The organism is Mycolicibacterium chengduense (genome assembly GCF_033741155.1).
Lineage (GTDB): Bacteria > Actinomycetota > Actinomycetes > Mycobacteriales > Mycobacteriaceae > Mycobacterium.
Genome location: NZ_JAWQNH010000003.1, coordinates 42,021 through 59,500 on the forward strand (window position 1 = coordinate 42,021; position 17,480 = coordinate 59,500).

The following is a 17,480-nucleotide window of genomic DNA, read 5'->3' on the forward strand; positions in this document are numbered from 1 at the left end:
CTAGAGCCGCTCGATGATGGTGGCGTTGGCCATGCCGCCGCCCTCGCACATGGTCTGCAGGCCGTAGCGGCCGCCGCGTTGTTCGAGCGCGTTCACCAAGGTGGTCATGATGCGGGCGCCACTGGCGCCCAGCGGGTGGCCGATGGCGATCGCGCCGCCGTTGACGTTGACCTTCGCCAGGTCGGCACCCGTGTCGGCGGCCCAGCTGAGCACCACCGGGGCGAACGCCTCGTTCACCTCGAACAGGTCGATATCCGCCAGGGTGAGTCCCGCTTTGCGTAGCACCTTCTCGGTGGCGGGGATGACCCCGGTCAGCATGTACAGCGGGTCGGATCCGACGACGGTGGTCGTGTGGATCCGGGCCAGCGGACGCAGTCCCAGCCGGGCGGCCGTCTCGCCGCTGGTGATCATCACCGCCGCGCTGCCGTCGGACAGCGGTGAGGAGTTGCCCGGGGTGATCTCCCAGGTGATCTGCGGGAAACGGGCGGCGTAGGCCTCGGTGTAGAACGCCGGCCGTAATCCGGCCAGCGTCTCGACGGTGGTACCGGGCCGGATGATCTCGTCGGTGCTCAGGCCGGCGATGGGCGCCAGCTCGTTGTCGAATAGCCCGGCCTTGGTGGCCGCAGCCGCCTTCTCGTGGCTGCCCGCCGAGAATTCGTCCAGCTGGGCCCGGGACAGGTTCCACGTGGCGGCGATCAGCTCCGCGCTGATGCCCTGGGGTACCAGGCCTTCGGGGTATCGATCGGCCATGTCGCGGCCGAAGGGATCGCTGCCGGGTAGCACCGAGGTGCCCATCGGCACCCGCGACATGGATTCCACCCCCGCGGCGATGACGATGTCATAGGCGCCGGCCAGCACGCCCTGGGCGGCGAAGCTGACGGCCTGCTGGCTGCTGCCGCACTGACGGTCCACCGTCGTGCCGGGCACGGTCTCGGGGAACCCCGCGCCGAGCAGCGCGTTGCGGGCGATGTTCAGGGCCTGGTCGCCGACCTGGGTGACGGCGCCGGCGATCACGTCGTCGACGAGGGCGGGATCGACGCCGGTGCGCGCGGTCAGTTCCCGCAGGCTGTGCGCCAGCAGGTCGGCCGGCAGCACCTCGTGCAACGCACCGTTGGCTTTGCCCTTGCCGATCGGGGTGCGTACCGCACCGACGATGACCGCGTCACGACCTGAGTATCCGGACATGTCTGCTCTCCTCTGAGCCGGGCAACCTCTTCTGAGTATTGCTACCTATACCCAGATATAACAGCTGGGTATATTCACATCAACCCAGAGGTAGGGTGAGTTACATGACAGTTCTGCAAGGGGTGCTCGCGGACCGGGATGCGTGGTCGGCCGTCGGGCAGTGCCCTATCGAGAAGGCCATGGGGTTGGTCGGCACCAAATCGGCCATGCTCATCATGCGGGAGGCGTTCTACGGCACCACCCGGTTCGACGATTTCGCCCGCCGCGTCGGGATCACCAAGGCGGCCGCCTCGACCCGGCTGTCCGAACTGGTGGAAGCCGGGCTGCTGACCAAGCGGCCCTACCAGGAACCCGGGCAGCGCAGCAGGGACGAGTACGTGCTGACAGCGGCCGGTGCCGACCTGATGCCCGTGGTGTGGGCGATGTTCGAATGGGGCCGCAAACACGTCAAGGACAGCGCCCTGCGGCTGACCCACCTGGACTGCGGCGCGGAGGTCGCCGTCGAGTTGCGCTGCGCCGAGGGGCATCGGGTGCCGGCCGAGGAACTGGGCGTCCGGGTGAAGTCGCGGCGCTGACCGCGCTGCAAGGTGACCGACGGTGTGGTGGGATTCCCGTCATGGGAATCAAGGTGGCGCTGGAGCATCGCACCAGCTACACGTTCGACCGGTTGGTGGAGGTGTACCCGCACGTGGTGCGGCTGCGTCCGGCACCGCATTCCCGCACCCCGATCGAGGCCTACTCGCTGCAGGTGGAGCCGGCCGACCATTTCATCAACTGGCAACAGGATGCCTTCGGAAACTACCTGGCCCGGTTGGTGTTTCCGAACCGAGCGAGCAGCCTGACCATCACGGTCGGCCTGATCGCCGACCTCAAGGTGATCAACCCCTTCGACTTCTTCATCGAGGACTGGGCCGAGACGGTTCCGTTCACCTACCCGCCGGCGCTCGCCGAGGACCTCAAGCCCTACCTGCGGCCCGTCGAGGGATCCGATGAGCTGACCGCGGCGTGGGTGAAGAACTTCACCGTCCCGGCCAAGACGAGGACCATCGACTTCCTGGTGGCGCTCAACCGTGCCGTCAACGCCGACGTCGGCTACAGCGTGCGGATGGAACCCGGTGTGCAGGCACCGGATTTCACGCTGCGCACCGCGATCGGTTCCTGCCGGGATTCGGCGTGGTTGCTGGTCGCGATCCTGCGCAAGTTGGGCTACGCCGCGCGGTTCGTGTCCGGCTACCTGGTCCAGCTGACCTCCGACGTGGAAGCGCTCGACGGTCCGTCCGGCCCCGCCGCCGACTTCACCGATCTGCACGCCTGGACCGAGGTCTACGTTCCCGGTGCCGGATGGATCGGGCTGGACCCCACCTCCGGGTTGTTCGCCGGGGAGGGACACATCCCGCTTTCGGCGACCCCGCACCCCGAGTCGGCCGCGCCGATCACCGGCGCCACCGGCCCGTGTGAGACCACCCTGGAATTCACCAACGTGGTGACGCGGGTGCACGAGGACCCCCGGGTCACGCTGCCCTACACACCGACCGCATGGTCGGCCATCGTGGATCTGGGCGAGAAGGTCGATGCCCGGCTGGCGGCCGGCGACGTGCGGCTGACCGTCGGCGGAGAACCCACGTTCGTGTCCATCGACAACCAGACCGACCCGGAGTGGACCACCGAGGCGGACGGTCCGCACAAGCGGCAGCGCGCCTCCGCGCTGACCGCCCGGCTGAAGAAGGTGTGGGCTCCGCACGGCTTGGTGCAGCGCAGCCAAGGCAAGTGGTATCCCGGGGAACCGTTGCCGCGCTGGCAGATCGGCTTGTTCTGGCGGCCGGACGGCGAACCGGTGTGGAACGACCCGACGCTGTTGGCCGACCCGTGGGCCGAAAGCCTGCCGACCCCGGTGCCCGACGGATCCGACGCGGAGTTGCTCACCGCGGTCGCCGACGGACTCGGCTTGCCGGCGACCCAGGTGCGCCCCGCCTACGAGGACGCCCTGAGCCGGTTGGCGGCCTCGGTGCGCAGGCCCGCCGGTGATCCGGTGGCGCCGGCCGACGACCTGGTCACCGACGACGCGAAGCGGCGCGCCGCCATGCTGGCGCGGCTCGACGAATCCGTCGTCGAGCCCGCCGCACACGTGCTGCCCCTGCATCGCCGGGACGACGATTCGGGCTGGGCCAGTGCGGACTGGAAACTGCGCCGCGGGCGGATCGTGCTGCTGGAAGGCGATTCGCCGGCCGGCCTACGGCTGCCGCTCAACTCGATCAGCTGGCAGCCGCCGCGGCGCACCTTCGAGGCGGATCCGCTGACCTCCCGCGGCGCGTTGCGGCGCGGTCCGGTCCAGCAGCAGGCGCCCGTCGAGCAGACCGAGGACGCTCCCACCACGGCCCTGGTGGCCGAGATCCGGGCCGGCTTCCTCTACGTGTTCCTGCCGCCCACCGACACCTTGGACGATTTCATCGACCTGGTGTCGCGTATCGAAGCCGCTGCCGCGGCGATCGACACCCCGGTGGTCATCGAGGGGTACGGGCCACCGCACGACGCCCGGCTGACCGCCATGACGGTGACCCCCGACCCCGGCGTCATCGAGGTCAACGTCGCGCCGACGGGCACCTTCGCCGAACAGCTGGCGCAGCTGGAGACGCTGTACGAACAGGCCCGGCTGGCCCGGTTGTCCACCGAGTCGTTCGACGTGGACGGCACCCACGGCGGCACCGGGGGCGGCAACCACATCACCCTCGGCGGGATCACCCCGGCCGATTCGCCACTGCTGCGCCGCCCGGATCTGCTGGTGTCGCTGCTGACCTACTGGCAGCGGCACCCGTCGTTGTCCTATCTGTTCGCCGGCCGGTTCGTCGGCACCACCTCGCAGGCCCCACGGGTCGACGAGGGCCGCTCGGAAGCGTTGTACGAGTTGGAGATCGCCTTCGCCGAGATCGCGCGGCTGGCCGAGGTCGGTGCGTCGAAACCCTGGGTGACCGACCGGGCGCTGCGGCACCTGCTCACCGACATCACCGGTAACACCCACCGCGCCGAGTTCTGTATCGACAAGCTCTACAGCCCGGACAGCCCGCGGGGCCGACTCGGCCTGCTGGAACTGCGCGGTTTCGAGATGCCGCCGCACCACCAGATGGCGATGGTGCAATCGCTGCTGGTGCGATCGCTGGTGGCGTGGTTCTGGGACGAACCGCTGCGTGCCCCGCTGATTCGGCACGGTGACAACCTGCACGGGCGATACCTGTTGCCGCACTTCCTGATTCATGACATTGCCGATGTCGCAGCTGACCTGCGCGCGCACGGTGTCGACTTCGACACCAGCTGGTTGGATCCGTTCACCGAGTTCCGCTTCCCGCGGATCGGGACCGCGGTGTTCGACGGGGTGGAACTCGAACTGCGCGGGGGTATCGAACCGTGGAACGTGCTCGGTGAGGAATCCACCGCGGGCGGCACCGCACGCTATGTCGACTCGTCGGTGGAGCGGGTGCAGGTGCGCTTGATCGGCGCCGACCGGCACCGCTATGTCGTCACCGCCAACGACCACCCGATCCCGTTGCTGGCCACCGACAAGGCCGACGTTCAGGTCGGCGGGGTGCGGTACCGGGCGTGGCAGCCGCCCAGCGCGCTGCACCCGACCATCACCGTCGACGCCCCGCTCCGGTTCGAGCTCATCGACGTGCTGACCGGTACTTCCAAGGGCGGGTGCACCTACCACGTCGCGCACCCGGGCGGGCGGGCCTATGACACCCCGCCGGTCAACGCCGTCGAGGCCGAATCCCGCCGCGGGCGCCGCTTCGAAGTGGCCGGGTTCACACCGGGTCGGATGGACCTGGCCGATATCCGGGAGAAGCAGGCCCGCCAGTCCACCGATTTGGGCGCTCCGGGCATCCTCGATTTGCGCCGGGTGCGTACCGTTCTGCGGTAATGGTCCTTCGCACGAACGGCTCACCGGAGCCGAACATCGGTGTGACCGCCACCGCTTCGGGCTCCACCGAGGATGTGCTGGTGGGGTATCGCGCTGCCCGCGCGCAGCAGGCCCTGTTCGATATCCGCGGCATGGCGGGCAGCGGCTACGACGAATTCGTCGACCCCGCCGGCGGCATCCGCCCCACCTGGCAGGAGCTCGCCGAGTGCGTCGCCGAGCGCGGCCGCAACGGCCTTGACCAGCTGCGCGCGACGGTGCGCGGCCTGGTCGACGACGACGGCATCACCTACGTCCACGTGGACCCGTCCGCACCGGCCAGCAACGGTGTCGCGGTGCCGTGGCACCTGGACGCGCTGCCCCTGCTCGTCTCGGCGGGTGACTGGAACACGCTGGAAGCCGGTCTGGTGCAGCGATCCCGGCTGCTCGACGCCGTGCTCACCGACCTCTACGGTGACCGGCGGTCGATCACCAGCGGGGTGCTGCCACCGCAGTTGCTGTTCGCCCATCCCGGTTACGTCCGGGCCGCGCACGGTATCGAGGTGCCCGGTCACCATCAACTCTTCCTGCACGGGTGCGATATCAGCCGTGCCGCCGACGGCACCTTCCGGGTGAATGCCGACTGGACCCAAGCGCCGTCGGGCGCCGGGTACGCGATGGCCGGTCGGCGCGTCATCACCCACGCCATCCCCGAACTGTACGAGCGGGTGGCTCCGCGGCCGGCCTCACCGTGGGCCCAGGCCCTGCGACTGGCGCTCATCGATGCCGCCCCGGACACCGCCGAGGAACCCGTCGTCGTGGTGCTCAGCCCGGGCGCGCATTCGGAGACAGCATTCGATCAGGCCTACCTGGCCACCGTGCTGGGCTTCCCGTTGGTGGAGAGCGCGGATCTGGTGGTGCGCGACGGCCGGTTGTGGATGCGCTCGCTGGGCACCTTGAAACGGGTGGACGTGGTGTTGCGCCGCATCGACGCCGAATACGTCGACCCGCTCGATCTGCGCGCCGACTCCCGGCTCGGTGTGGTGGGACTGGTCGAGGTGCTCCGCCGCGGCGCGGTCACGGTGGTCAACACCCTGGGCAGCGGCATCCTGGAAAGCCCTGCGCTGCTTCGCTTCCTGCCCGAGCTGTCCGAGCTGCTGGTGGGTGAGACGCCACTGCTGCACAGCGGCGGGGTGTACTGGGCCGGCTACCAGAACGAGCTCTCGCACATCAGGGCCAATCTGGCCGCGCTGCTCATCAAACCCGTCGACGGCGGGCGCACCATCGTCGGGCCGACCCTCTCGCCGACCCGACGTGAGGAACTCGGCGCCCAGATCGCGGCCACCCCGTGGCGCTGGGTGGCCCAGGAGCTGCCCGAATTCTCCTCGGCGCCCACCGATTACTACAGGGGTGGGCTGTCTGCGGCCAGCGTGGGTATGCGGTTGTTCACGGTGGCGCAGCGCGGTGGTTACGCACCCATGATCGGTGGGTTGGGCTTCCTTCCCGCGCAGGGCAGTTCGGCGTACACGCTGAACACCGTCGCCGCCAAGGACATCTGGGTACGCGCCCCCGAGCGGGTCAAGGCGGTACCGACACCCTCGGTGGAGTTGGCTCCGACCTATGTCGCCGCCGGCGCAGCTCCGCTGATGACACCCAGCCCGACTCGGGCGATCAGCTCGCCGCGCGTGCTGTCGGACCTCTTCTGGATGGGGCGCTACGCCGAGCGCGCCGAGCACATGGCGCGGTTGTTGTCCGTCACCCGCGAGCGCTACCACGAATACCGGTATCGGCAGGACATGGCGGGCAGTCAGTGCGTGCCGGTACTGCTGGCCGCGATCGGCCGGATCACCGGCACCGACACCGGCGGCGGCGACGACCACGAGATGATCGCCGTCGCACCGAGCACCCTGTGGGCGGTGACCGCCGACCGGCGCCGGCCAGGTTCACTGGCGCAGTCGGTGGAACGGCTCGGGCTGGCCGCCCGCGGGGTGCGCGACCAGATGTCCAACGACACCTGGATGGTGCTGGCCGCGGTGGAGCGCGCCGTCGGGCACCGGGCCGCCACCCCGCCGGACTCGCAGACCGAAGGTGACGCCTATCTGGCGACAGCACACAGTCAGACGCTGGCGGGCATGCTCGCGCTGTCGGGGATGGCCGCCGAGTCCATGGTGCAGGACGTGGGCTGGACGATGATGGACATCGGCAAGCGCATCGAGCGCGGTCTCGGGCTGACCGCGCTGCTGCGGGCCACCCTGACCGAGGTGCGCAGCCCCGATGCCGAGCAGACCATCACCGAATCCACTCTGGTGGCCTGCGAATCGTCGGTGATCTACCGGCGCCGGACCCTGGGCACCGTCAGCCTGGCCGCGCTGGCCGACCTGGTGCTCTTCGAGGGGGAGAATCCGCGGTCGCTGGCCTATCAACTAGAGCGGTTGCGGGCGGGGCTCAAACGGTTGCCGTCGGCCTCTGGCGCGTCGCGTCCGGAACGGCTGGTCGACGAGATCGCGGCCCGGTTGCGCCGCACCGACCCGCAGGACCTGGAGCTGATCGCCGCTGACGAGCGGGGCGAGACCCGGGCCGAACTGGCCGAGCTGCTGGACGGGATCCACGCCGGCCTGCGCGACCTGTCCGGCCTGATCACCGCGTCGCACCTGTCCCTGCCCGGCGGTATGCAGCCGCTGTGGGGGCCTGACGAGAGGCGCGACTTGCCGTGAGCGAAGCTTGCAAGCGAACCATGGATCTGCCACGCGGCGGCCGAGCCTGCGAGGAGGCCGCGTGAGCTCACGCGGATACGAGATCACCCACCGCACCACGTATCGGTATTCCGACGTGGTCACCAGCTCCTATGGCCGTGGTTTCCTCGTCCCGCGCAGCTCGTCGCGGCAGCGGTGTCTGGCGCACGAGCTGCTGGTGGATCCCGAGCCGGCCGACAGCTCGACCGGCCGCGATGCGTACGGCAACATCAGCTCGTACTTCCACGTCACCCAGCACCACCGCATGCTGACGGTGACCAGCCGTTCGGTCGTCGAGGTCGACGTGCCGTCACCCGGCCAGTATGACGGTGCCGAGCTGCAGGTGCCGTGGGAACGGGCCCGGCCGGCCGGGCTGGCCTGCGAATTCGCCATGGACCTGGTGCCGCCGGAGATCAACGACTCCGTCATCGCCTATGCCGCACCGACTTTCACGCCGGGGCGTCCGCTGATCGACGTCGTGCGCGAACTGACCACCCGCATCTACACCGACTTCAGCTACCTGCCGGGATCCACCACGGTCTCCACCGGGGTGGCCGAGGTGCTGGCCGCCCGCGAGGGCGTGTGCCAGGATTTCGCCCGGCTGGCCATCGCCTGCCTGCGGGCCAACGGTCTGGCGGCAAGTTATGTCTCCGGATACCTGGCCACCGACCCGCCGCCCGGTAAGGAGCGCATGGTCGGCGTCGATGCCACCCACGCCTGGGCTTCGGTGTGGACGCCGGGGGACCGCTGGGTGGCGTTCGACCCCACCAACGACCAATTGATCGACGAACGCTATGTTGTCGTGGGGTTCGGGCGAGATTACGCCGACGTGCCCCCGTTGCGCGGCATCATCTACACCGATTCGGAGAGTAGCGTGATAGACGTCGCGGTCGACGTCGCGCCGTACTAGGGGGAGAGTGCATGCGGGACTTCACGTGTCCGACCTGTGGTCAGCGGCTCTCGTTCGAGAACTCGGTGTGCCTGTCCTGCGGTGCGGCGCTGGGCTTTTCGCTCGACGATATGGCACTGCTGGTCATCACCACCGGCGGGGAGAGTGCCAACGCGGGTGCGGTTCACCCCACCGAATACCAGTTGTGCGCCAATCTCCACCTGGCCGAATGCAATTGGCTGGTGCGGACCGCCGACCAACAGCTCTGCGTGTCCTGCGCGCTGACCCGCACCCGCCCGGGTGACGACGACGCCAAGGCGCTGGCGGCCTTCGCGATCGCCGAGAAGGCCAAGCGCCGCCTGATCGCCGAGCTGCACGAGTTGCGGTTGCCGATCGTCGGGCGCGACCTGGACCCCGATTACGGGCTGGCCTTCGACCTGCTGTCCAGTGAGCATCAGCAGGTGCTGACCGGGCACGTCAACGGCGTGATCACTCTGGATCTGGCCGAGGGCGACGACGTGCACCGCGAACAGTTGCGGGTCGAAATGTCCGAGCCGTACCGCACCCTGCTCGGGCATTTCCGCCATGAGGTCGGCCACTACTACTTCTACCGGTTGGTCGAGGCGGCGCCCGAGGACCGGGCACGGTTCGAGGAGCTGTTCGGCGATCCGGACGCCGACTACCAGGCCGCGCTGGACCGGCACTACCGCGACGGCGCGCCGGCAGGCTGGGACGAGGACTACGTATCGTCGTACGCCACCATGCACCCGGCCGAGGACTGGGCCGAGACCTTCGCGCACTACCTGCACATCCGCGACACCCTGGACACCTCGGCGGCGTTCGGGTTCGCCCCGGCTGGCGCCACCTTCGACCGAAAGGTCTTGGGCCCCAGTGGTTTCGACACCATGATCGAAATGTGGTTGCCATTGGCGTGGGCGCTGAACATGGTGAACCGCTCGATGGGCAAGGACGACCTCTACCCGTTCGTGCTGCCGCCGGCCGTCCTGGAGAAGATGCGCTTCATCCACACCGTCGTCGACGCGGTCACGACCACGACGGCGTGAGCAGGCTCTCCGCGGTGGCGGTCACCGCGTCGGCGGCCGAGCGTGGACACCAGTCCAACTCGGCGGCGGCTTTGGCGCGGCTGATCTTCTTCGGCTCACCGAGCAGCCCGGCGAACACCTCGAGCTCCGGCCGCTGGGCCGCGGCGGCGCGGAACTCGTCATCGTCGGCCACCTGCTCGGGAACCCGGGCGGCGCGCGCACCCAAGCGCTCGCGCAGGGTGGCCGCGATCTGGGGCAGGGTCACCGCCTCGCCGGCACTGGCCAGATAACGCTGCCCGGCCGCGCCCGGTGCCGTCATCGCGCGCACGTGCAGATCGGCAACGTCGCGCACGTCGACCACGGCGAAGGACGCCCGCGGCAACGGCGTCGGCCGGCCACGCAGCAGCGCCGCGATGATGCCGACCGAGCTGGACAGCTGCGGCCCGAGCACCGGCCCGAACACGCCGACCGGATTGATCACCGCCAACTCGGCAGCGCCCGGATGGTCGGCGGCGAACTCCCACGCCGCGCGTTCGGCGAAGGTCTTGGACAGCACGTACGGGCTGTTCTCGTCGGCGGTATCGGTCCAGTCCGCCTCGTCGAACACCCAGCCCGACGGCCGCGGGCTGTACCCGACGGCGGCAAACGACGACGTCAGCACCACCCGCCGGACCCCGCCCGCGGCAGCGGCACGCAGCACCCGCAGGGTGCCCTCGCGGGCCGGCGCGATGAGCTCGTCGGGATTCTCGGGTTGGCGCGGCGGGAACGGCGACGCCATGTGCAGGACGTAGCCGCAACCGGCGACAGCGTCGGCCCATCCGGCGTCCCCGGCCAGGTCGGCGACGGCGAAGCTCAACTGGTGAGTGTCGGCGCCGGCCCGGGCCAGCGTGTCACGTACCTGGGCGATCCTGGCCGCCGTGCGCACCGTGGTGCGCACCGGGTGGCCCGCCGCGAGTAACTGCGTAATGGTATGTCCGGCAAGGAATCCTGAGCCGCCCGTGACGAGTACCGGCTGCTTGTCGTCGTTCACCGTTGTGCGCCTTCCTGCTGTAGTAGTCGATCACCGAGCGCGATGAGCTCCGGGATCATCCGTTCTTCGGTGGCACGGTCACCGCGGTCGCGTGCCGCCCACATCTGCGCCTTGGCCGCGACGTAGCGCCGTCGCAGTTCCAGGCGGGTGATCTCGTCACCGAGCCGCTGCGCATGCTCGGCGAACAGCCGGTGCTGGTCGGCCGCGGCGGTATCGTCGCCGGGGCCGCCGCGCATGTTCTGGACGTAACTGCGCATATCCCGCACCGACATGCCGGTGCCGCGCAGGCAGGCCAGCGCCTCGGCCGCCGCGACGGCCTCCGGCGGGTATCGGCGGTGACCGCTGCTCTCGTCCCGGGGCACCGGCTCCAGCAGGCCGACGCGTTCGTAATACCGCAACGCGGATTCCGCCAGCCCGGTGCGCCGGGACACCTGCTGGATGGTGAGATCGCCGGTGCTCTGCCCGGCCAGCTCGATCGCCATGCCACCACTCTGCCGAACCTGAAGCGCTTCAAGTCAAGCTGCCGTGTCACGGTCGGGCGACGAGGGTATGTCGCACCACCGCAAAACCGGAACGGCTTCCTAGGATCGCCCGGTGACTGATCGCTACGGCTCCGACATCCTGGCCCGGAATCCGCACACACCCAAGCGGGTTCGCTCCGTCGAGCACCCGGCGGACAAGGGCTTGGTGGTCGAGGAACCCACCAGTGGATTCGTCGGCGCGGTGGTGCGCGTCGGGAACAACCGGGTCGAGTTGGAGGACCGCCACGGCCGGATCCGGTCCTTCCCGATGGGCCCGGGCTTCCTGGTGGAGGGCAAACCCGTCATCCTGACCGTGCCCAAGGTGGTCAAGGCCCCGGCCCGCACCGCGTCCGGATCGGTCGCGGTGACCGGCGCGAAAGCCAAAGTGGCGCTGGCCAGCCGAATCTATGTCGAGGGCCGCCACGACGCCGAACTGGTCGAGCAGGTGTGGGGTGCCGACCTGCGCATCGAGGGGGTGGTCGTCGAGTACCTGGGCGGTGTCGACGACCTGGCCGCCATCGTCGCGGAGTTCCAGCCAGGGCCCGGGCGCAAACTGGGCGTACTGGTCGACCACCTAGTGGAAGGTTCCAAGGAGTCCCGGATCGCGCAGGCCGTCGGCAACGGCCCGCACGGTGCCCACACCCTGGTGGTCGGGCACCCGTTCATCGACATCTGGCAGGCGGTCAAGCCGGCCCGGCTCGGCATGGCGCAGTGGCCGGTGATCCCGCGCGGCACCGATTGGAAGCACGGCATCTGTGCCGCCCTGGGGTGGCCGCACGCCACCCAGGCCGATATCGCCGGCGCCTGGCAGCGGATCCGCGGCCGGGTACGCGACTGGAACGACCTGGAGCCCGCCCTGATCGGCCGGGTCGAAGAGCTCATCGACTTCGTCACGGCACCCGCAGCGATGTCGTGACGCCGTGGTAAGCAGGGAGCGTGTCTGACAGCTTGTTCGATGTGCCCGGTGGGGAGCCGTCTTCCGCCGCCCGCATCGACATGCCGTCGGCCGCCAGCCCATTGGCGGTGCGGATGCGCCCGGCCACCCTCGACGATGTCGTCGGTCAGCAGCACCTGCTCAAACCGGGCTCTCCGTTGCGCCGCCTGGTCGAAGGGTCCGGCGCGGCGTCGGTCATCCTGTACGGCCCGCCCGGCACCGGCAAGACCACCCTGGCGTCGCTGATCTCCGGGGCCACCGGCCGGCGTTTCGAGGCGCTCTCGGCGTTGTCGGCCGGGGTGAAAGAGGTGCGCGCCGTCATCGACCAGGCCCGGCGAGCGGCCATCCACGGCGAACAGACCGTGTTGTTCATCGACGAGGTGCACCGGTTCTCCAAGACGCAGCAGGACGCGCTGCTGGCGGCGGTGGAGAACCGGGTAGTGCTGCTCGTCGCGGCGACCACGGAGAACCCGTCGTTCTCCGTGGTCGCGCCGCTGCTGTCCCGATCGCTGATCCTGCAGTTGCAGCCGCTGGGCCCCGACGATATCCGCACCGTCATCCGCCGGGCGGTGACCGACCCGCGCGGGCTGGGCGGTGCCGTGGCCATCGTCGACGACGCGGTCGAGTTGCTGGTCAAACTGTCCGCCGGTGACGCGCGCCGGGCGCTGACGGCGCTGGAGGTCGCGGCGGAAACGGCCGCCGGGGAGGCCGGCGTCATCACCGTCGAGATCGTCGAACAGTCGCTGGACCAGGCCGCGGTGCGCTACGACCGCGACGGTGACCAGCACTACGACGTGATCAGTGCGTTCATCAAATCGGTGCGCGGGTCCGACGTCGATGCCGCCCTGCATTACCTGGCCCGCATGCTGACGGCGGGGGAGGACCCGCGGTTCATCGCGCGCCGGCTGATGATCCTGGCCAGTGAGGACGTCGGGATGGCCGACCCGACGGCGTTGCCCACCGCGGTGGCCGCCGCGCAGACCGTCGCGCTGATCGGGCTGCCGGAAGCCCAGCTCACGCTGGCGCACGCGACGGTGCACCTGGCCACCGCGCCGAAGTCGAACGCCGTCACCACCGCGCTGGGGCAGGCGATGGCCGACATCCGGGCAGGCAAGGCCGGGCTGGTGCCTGCGCATCTGCGCGACGGGCACTATTCGGGGGCAGCCAAACTCGGTAACGCGATCGGCTACAAGTACGCCCACGATGCGCCGGGTGGTGTTGCGGCCCAACAATATCCGCCCGACGAGTTGGTGGGCACCGACTACTACCGGCCCACCACGCACGGAGCCGAACGCGAGATCGGGACCCGGCTGGACAAGCTGCGAGCCATCGTGCGACGGAAGCGGTGAAACGAATGAAGACCGAAGTGCTCGACATCGACACCACCCGGCGGCGGATCGTCGACCTGACCGACGCGGTGCGCGCATTCTGCGCCGCCCAGGGCGGTGACGGGTTGGTGAACGTCTTCGTCCCGCACGCCACGGCCGGGCTGGCCGTCATCGAGACCGGTGCCGGATCCGACGACGATCTGGTGGATGCGCTGCAGCGCCTGCTGCCGCGCGACGACCGCTACCGGCACGCGCACGGTTCACCGGGACACGGCGCCGATCACGTGCTGCCGGGCCTGGTGTCCCCGTCGGTCAGCGTTCCGGTGGGCGACGGCGCCCCGCTGCTGGGCACCTGGCAGAGCGTCGTGCTGGTGGACCTCAACCGGGACAACCCGCGTCGCTCGGTGCGGCTGAGCTTCCTGCGCGGTTAAACCAGCTCGGGCACCCGCAGGTGGGCGATCGCCAGCTCGAACTCGGCCTCGTCGACCTCGGAGGCACCCGCAGCCCGCATCGAGGCCACCTTGAGTGCGGTGGCCTGGTCGCGGTTGTCCACCATGGCGTCGCGGCTGCTGAACGAGACCGACGACACCCCGCGCCCGGTGGCGCGGTCGATCAGCAGGCTGGCGCTGCAGAACCCGGGCAGGTGCTCCACCTGTGGCAGCACCGCCCCGCGGAAGTAGTCGATGCCGGCGTCCACCAGATCCGGAGGTACCGACACCCAGGTGGCCCGCACACAGGCCCGCCGGTCCGAGCTGTGCTCCCGATGCAGGACCGCGATCTCCCAGTTCTCCGCCCAGGCCGTGCCGCCGAACTCGTCGGCCGCCCGATTCCGCATCTGCGCGGTCTCCTCGAAACTGGAGCGCAGCGCATCCTCCGACTCCCAGGCCGTGACGATGATGCACCGACCGGATTCCCGGTCGGCCATCAGCGACAGACCCACCCAGCCGGGTAGTTCTGGCAACGCCGGCATCACCTCGTCGCGGACATGGGCGATCCCGGCGTCGATCTTGTCCAGGCGCGCCATCACCGTGGTAGAACGTGCGAACACGGTCCACCCCCTTCGGGTCGGGGCAGCGCCCCGGTGGCGCCACCGGTCACCCACAACTGTCCTCCCGCGCCACGCCACGCACAATGGGGTAAACGGCGCGATGAGCAGCCCGGTACTGTTATGCGGTCGACCACCGGCCCAGCGAATTAAGGACAGCAGCACGTGCAGACACACGAGATCAGGAAGCGTTTCCTCGATCATTTCGTGAACGCGGGACATACCGAGGTGCCCAGCGCTTCGGTGATCCTCGACGATCCCAACCTGCTGTTCGTCAACGCCGGCATGGTCCAGTTCGTCCCCTACTTCCTGGGCGCCCGCACCCCGCCGTACGAGACCGCGACCAGCGTGCAGAAGTGCATCCGCACCCCCGATATCGACGAGGTCGGGATCACCACCCGGCACAACACCTTCTTCCAGATGGCCGGCAACTTCAGCTTCGGCGCCTACTTCAAGAAGGGGGCCATCGAGCTGGCCTGGTCGCTGCTGACCAACCCGGTGTCCGAGGGTGGGTACGGATTCGACCCCGAAAGGCTCTGGGCCACGGTCTATCTCGACGACGACGAGGCGATCGGGCTGTGGCAGGAGGTCGCCGGGCTGCCGGCCGAACGCATCCAGCGCCGCGGCATGGCCGACAACTACTGGTCGATGGGTATCCCCGGACCGTGCGGCCCGTGCTCGGAGATCTACTACGACCGCGGCCCCGACTACGGCATCGACGGCGGGCCGGAGGCCAACGAGGACCGCTATATCGAGATCTGGAATCTCGTCTTCATGCAGAACGAGCGCGGTGAGGGCACCTCGAAGGACAACTTCGAGATCCTCGGCCCGCTGCCGCGCAAGAACATCGACACCGGTATGGGTGTCGAACGGATCGCCTGCCTGCTCCAGGGTGTGGACAACGTCTACGAGACCGATTTGGTGCGGCCCGTCATCGACCTGGTTGCCGGCATCGCCCCGCGCGGCTACGGCCAGGGCAACCACGATGACGACGTGCGCTATCGGATCATCGCCGACCACAGCCGCACCGCGGCCATCATCATCGGCGACGGGGTCAGCCCCGGCAACGAGGGCCGTGGCTACGTCCTGCGCCGGCTGCTGCGCCGCATCATCCGGGCGGCCAAGCTGCTGGGGGTCGAACGCCCCATCATGGCCGAGCTGATGAGCACCGTGCGCGACGAGATGGGGCCGTCCTACCCCGAGCTGGTCACCGATTTCGAGCGCATCAACCGCATCGCGGTGGCCGAGGAGACCGCGTTCAACCGCACGCTGACGGCCGGGTCCAAGCTGTTCGAGGATGCCGCAGAGGCGACCAAACGTTCCGGGGCGTCGGTGCTGTCCGGCAGTGACGCCTTCACTCTGCACGACACCTACGGCTTCCCGATCGACTTGACCCTGGAGATGGCCGCCGAGGCCGGACTGACCGTCGACCAAGAGGGTTTCCGCGGCCTGATGGCCGAGCAGCGCCAACGTGCCAAGGCCGACGCCGCGGCGCGCAAACAGGCCCACGCCGACCTGTCGGCCTACCGCGACCTGGTGGACGCCGGCCCCACCGAGTTCACCGGATTCGATGAATTATCCTCGGAGGCAAGAATTCTCGGTGTCTTCGTGGAGGGCAAGCGGGTCCCGGTGGTGGACCACGAGAGCGCCAAGGGGCAGCGCGTCGAGCTGGTCCTGGACCGCACCCCGTTCTACGCCGAGTCGGGCGGGCAGATCGCCGACGAGGGTGCCATCACCGGCACCGGCGCCTCGGTGACCGCCAAGGCGGCCGTCACCGACGTGCAGAAGATCGCCAAAACACTGTGGGCGCACCGCGTCACGGTGGAATCCGGGGAGTTCGTCGAAGGCGACACCGTCACCGCCGAGGTCGACCCGCGGTGGCGCCACGGTGCCACGCAGGGCCACTCGGGCACCCACATGGTGCACGCCGCGTTGCGGCAAGTGTTGGGGCCCAACGCCGTTCAGGCCGGCTCGCTGAACCGGCCGGGCTATCTGCGCTTCGACTTCAACTGGCAGGGCGCGCTCTCCGATGCCCAGCGCGAGGAGATCGAGACCGTCGCCAACGAGGCCGTGCAGGCCGATTATGCGGTCAACACCTTCAACACCGAGCTGGACAAGGCCAAGGCGATGGGTGCCATGGCGCTGTTCGGCGAGAACTACCCGGACGAGGTTCGGGTGGTCGAGATCGGTGGGCCGTTCTCGCTGGAACTGTGCGGCGGCACCCACGTGCGCAGCTCGGCACAGATCGGCCCCGTCACCCTGCTCGGCGAATCGTCCGTCGGTTCCGGGGTGCGCCGCGTCGAGGCCTATGTCGGGTTGGAGTCGTTCCGGCACCTGTCCAAGGAACGCGCGCTGATGGCGGGGCTGGCGTCCTCGCTGAAGGTGCCCTCGGACGAGGTGCCGGCGCGGGTGGCCAACCTGGTGGAGCGGCTGCGGGTCGCCGAGAAGGAACTCGACAAGGTGCGGCTGGCGAATGCCCGGGCCGCGGCGGCCAACGCCGCCGCCGGCGCCGAAACCGTCGGCAAGGTGCGCCTGGTGGCGCAGCGGATGGCCGGCGGCATCTCGGCCGGCGACCTGCGCAGCCTGGTCGGCGATATCAAGGGCAAGCTGGGCGCCGAGCCCGGTGTCGTCGCTTTGATCGGTGACCCGGGCGAGCGAAGCGACGGGAAGAGTGCCGGCGAGGACGACTCGGTGCCGTTCGTGGTGGCCGTCAACGCCGCCGCGCAGGATCTCGGGTTCAGCGCCAACGATCTGGTGAAGCAGTTGGGTGCGGCGGTCAACGGTCGTGGGGGCGGCAAGGCCGAGCTGGCACAGGGTTCGGGCAAGGGGGCGGCGGGTATCGACGCGGCGTTGGCCGCGCTACGCGCTGAGATCGCCCGGAGCTGAG

The 17,480-nt window shown here is 69.4% G+C and carries 13 protein-coding genes; 9 read left to right on the forward strand and 4 right to left on the reverse strand.

Annotated features, from left to right (window positions below):
• Nucleotides 1-1,185 carry a thiolase family protein gene (locus SBI67_RS10660; protein WP_318980544.1) on the reverse strand — a complete coding sequence of 395 codons (1,185 nt, stop codon included), beginning with the start codon at nt 1,183-1,185 and terminating at the stop codon, nt 1-3.
• A 104-nt stretch (nt 1,186-1,289) separates the two neighbouring features.
• Between SBI67_RS10660 and SBI67_RS10665 the strand changes: the two genes are divergently transcribed.
• From SBI67_RS10665 to SBI67_RS10685, 5 genes are all read left to right on the forward strand, one after another.
• Nucleotides 1,290-1,760 carry a winged helix-turn-helix transcriptional regulator gene (locus SBI67_RS10665; protein ID WP_318980545.1) on the forward strand — a complete coding sequence of 157 codons (471 nt, stop codon included), beginning with the start codon at nt 1,290-1,292 and terminating at the stop codon, nt 1,758-1,760.
• Between the two features lie 41 nt (nt 1,761-1,801).
• The gene (locus tag SBI67_RS10670) at nt 1,802-5,095 is read left to right on the forward strand and encodes a transglutaminase family protein (RefSeq protein WP_318980546.1); all 3,294 of its coding nucleotides are present in this window, start codon (nt 1,802-1,804) and stop codon (nt 5,093-5,095) included.
• Nucleotides 5,095-7,785, forward strand: coding sequence for a circularly permuted type 2 ATP-grasp protein (locus tag SBI67_RS10675; protein WP_318980547.1), 2,691 nt, complete (start codon nt 5,095-5,097; stop codon nt 7,783-7,785). The genes SBI67_RS10670 and SBI67_RS10675 overlap by 1 nt, the downstream gene beginning before the upstream one ends.
• Nucleotides 7,786-7,846: 61 nt before the next feature.
• Entirely contained in the window at nt 7,847-8,713 is an 867-nt protein-coding gene (locus SBI67_RS10680) for a transglutaminase family protein (protein WP_318980548.1), read from the forward strand.
• 11 nt (nt 8,714-8,724) lie between these two features.
• Nucleotides 8,725-9,756, forward strand: a complete 1,032-nt coding sequence (locus SBI67_RS10685) for a zinc-binding metallopeptidase family protein (RefSeq protein WP_266046314.1) — start codon at nt 8,725-8,727, stop codon at nt 9,754-9,756.
• On the opposite strand, the gene SBI67_RS10690 is transcribed toward SBI67_RS10685, so the two are convergent.
• Both SBI67_RS10690 and SBI67_RS10695 read right to left on the reverse strand, forming a co-directional pair.
• On the reverse strand, nt 9,737-10,765 hold the full coding sequence (locus tag SBI67_RS10690) for an SDR family oxidoreductase (protein ID WP_318980549.1): 1,029 nt from the start codon (nt 10,763-10,765) through the stop codon (nt 9,737-9,739). The two genes, SBI67_RS10685 and SBI67_RS10690, sit on opposite strands and share 20 nt — an antisense overlap.
• A complete protein-coding gene (locus SBI67_RS10695; protein WP_318980550.1) occupies nt 10,762-11,247 on the reverse strand; it encodes a MerR family transcriptional regulator in 486 nt (161 codons plus the stop codon). The genes SBI67_RS10690 and SBI67_RS10695 overlap by 4 nt, the downstream gene beginning before the upstream one ends.
• A gap of 112 nt (nt 11,248-11,359) precedes the next feature.
• Between SBI67_RS10695 and SBI67_RS10700 the strand changes: the two genes are divergently transcribed.
• The 3 genes from SBI67_RS10700 to SBI67_RS10710 are packed head-to-tail and all read left to right on the forward strand — an operon-like array spanning nt 11,360 to nt 13,979.
• A complete protein-coding gene (locus SBI67_RS10700) occupies nt 11,360-12,202 on the forward strand; it encodes a DUF3097 domain-containing protein (RefSeq protein WP_318980551.1) in 843 nt (280 codons plus the stop codon).
• 20 nt (nt 12,203-12,222) lie between these two features.
• Nucleotides 12,223-13,569 carry a replication-associated recombination protein A gene (locus SBI67_RS10705; RefSeq protein ID WP_318980552.1) on the forward strand — a complete coding sequence of 449 codons (1,347 nt, stop codon included), beginning with the start codon at nt 12,223-12,225 and terminating at the stop codon, nt 13,567-13,569.
• A gap of 5 nt (nt 13,570-13,574) precedes the next feature.
• Complete coding sequence (locus SBI67_RS10710) at nt 13,575-13,979, forward strand: secondary thiamine-phosphate synthase enzyme YjbQ (protein WP_318980553.1); 405 nt, start codon at nt 13,575-13,577, stop codon at nt 13,977-13,979.
• Here the strand turns inward: SBI67_RS10710 and SBI67_RS10715 are convergent.
• Complete coding sequence (locus tag SBI67_RS10715) at nt 13,976-14,596, reverse strand: hypothetical protein (protein WP_318980554.1); 621 nt, start codon at nt 14,594-14,596, stop codon at nt 13,976-13,978. The genes SBI67_RS10710 and SBI67_RS10715 overlap by 4 nt on opposite strands.
• Before the next feature lie 162 nt (nt 14,597-14,758).
• Here SBI67_RS10715 and alaS point away from each other — a divergent pair, with 162 nt between their 5' ends.
• On the forward strand, nt 14,759-17,479 hold the full coding sequence (alaS, locus tag SBI67_RS10720) for an alanine--tRNA ligase (RefSeq protein ID WP_318980555.1): 2,721 nt from the start codon (nt 14,759-14,761) through the stop codon (nt 17,477-17,479).
• Nucleotide 17,480 lies beyond the last annotated feature (1 nt).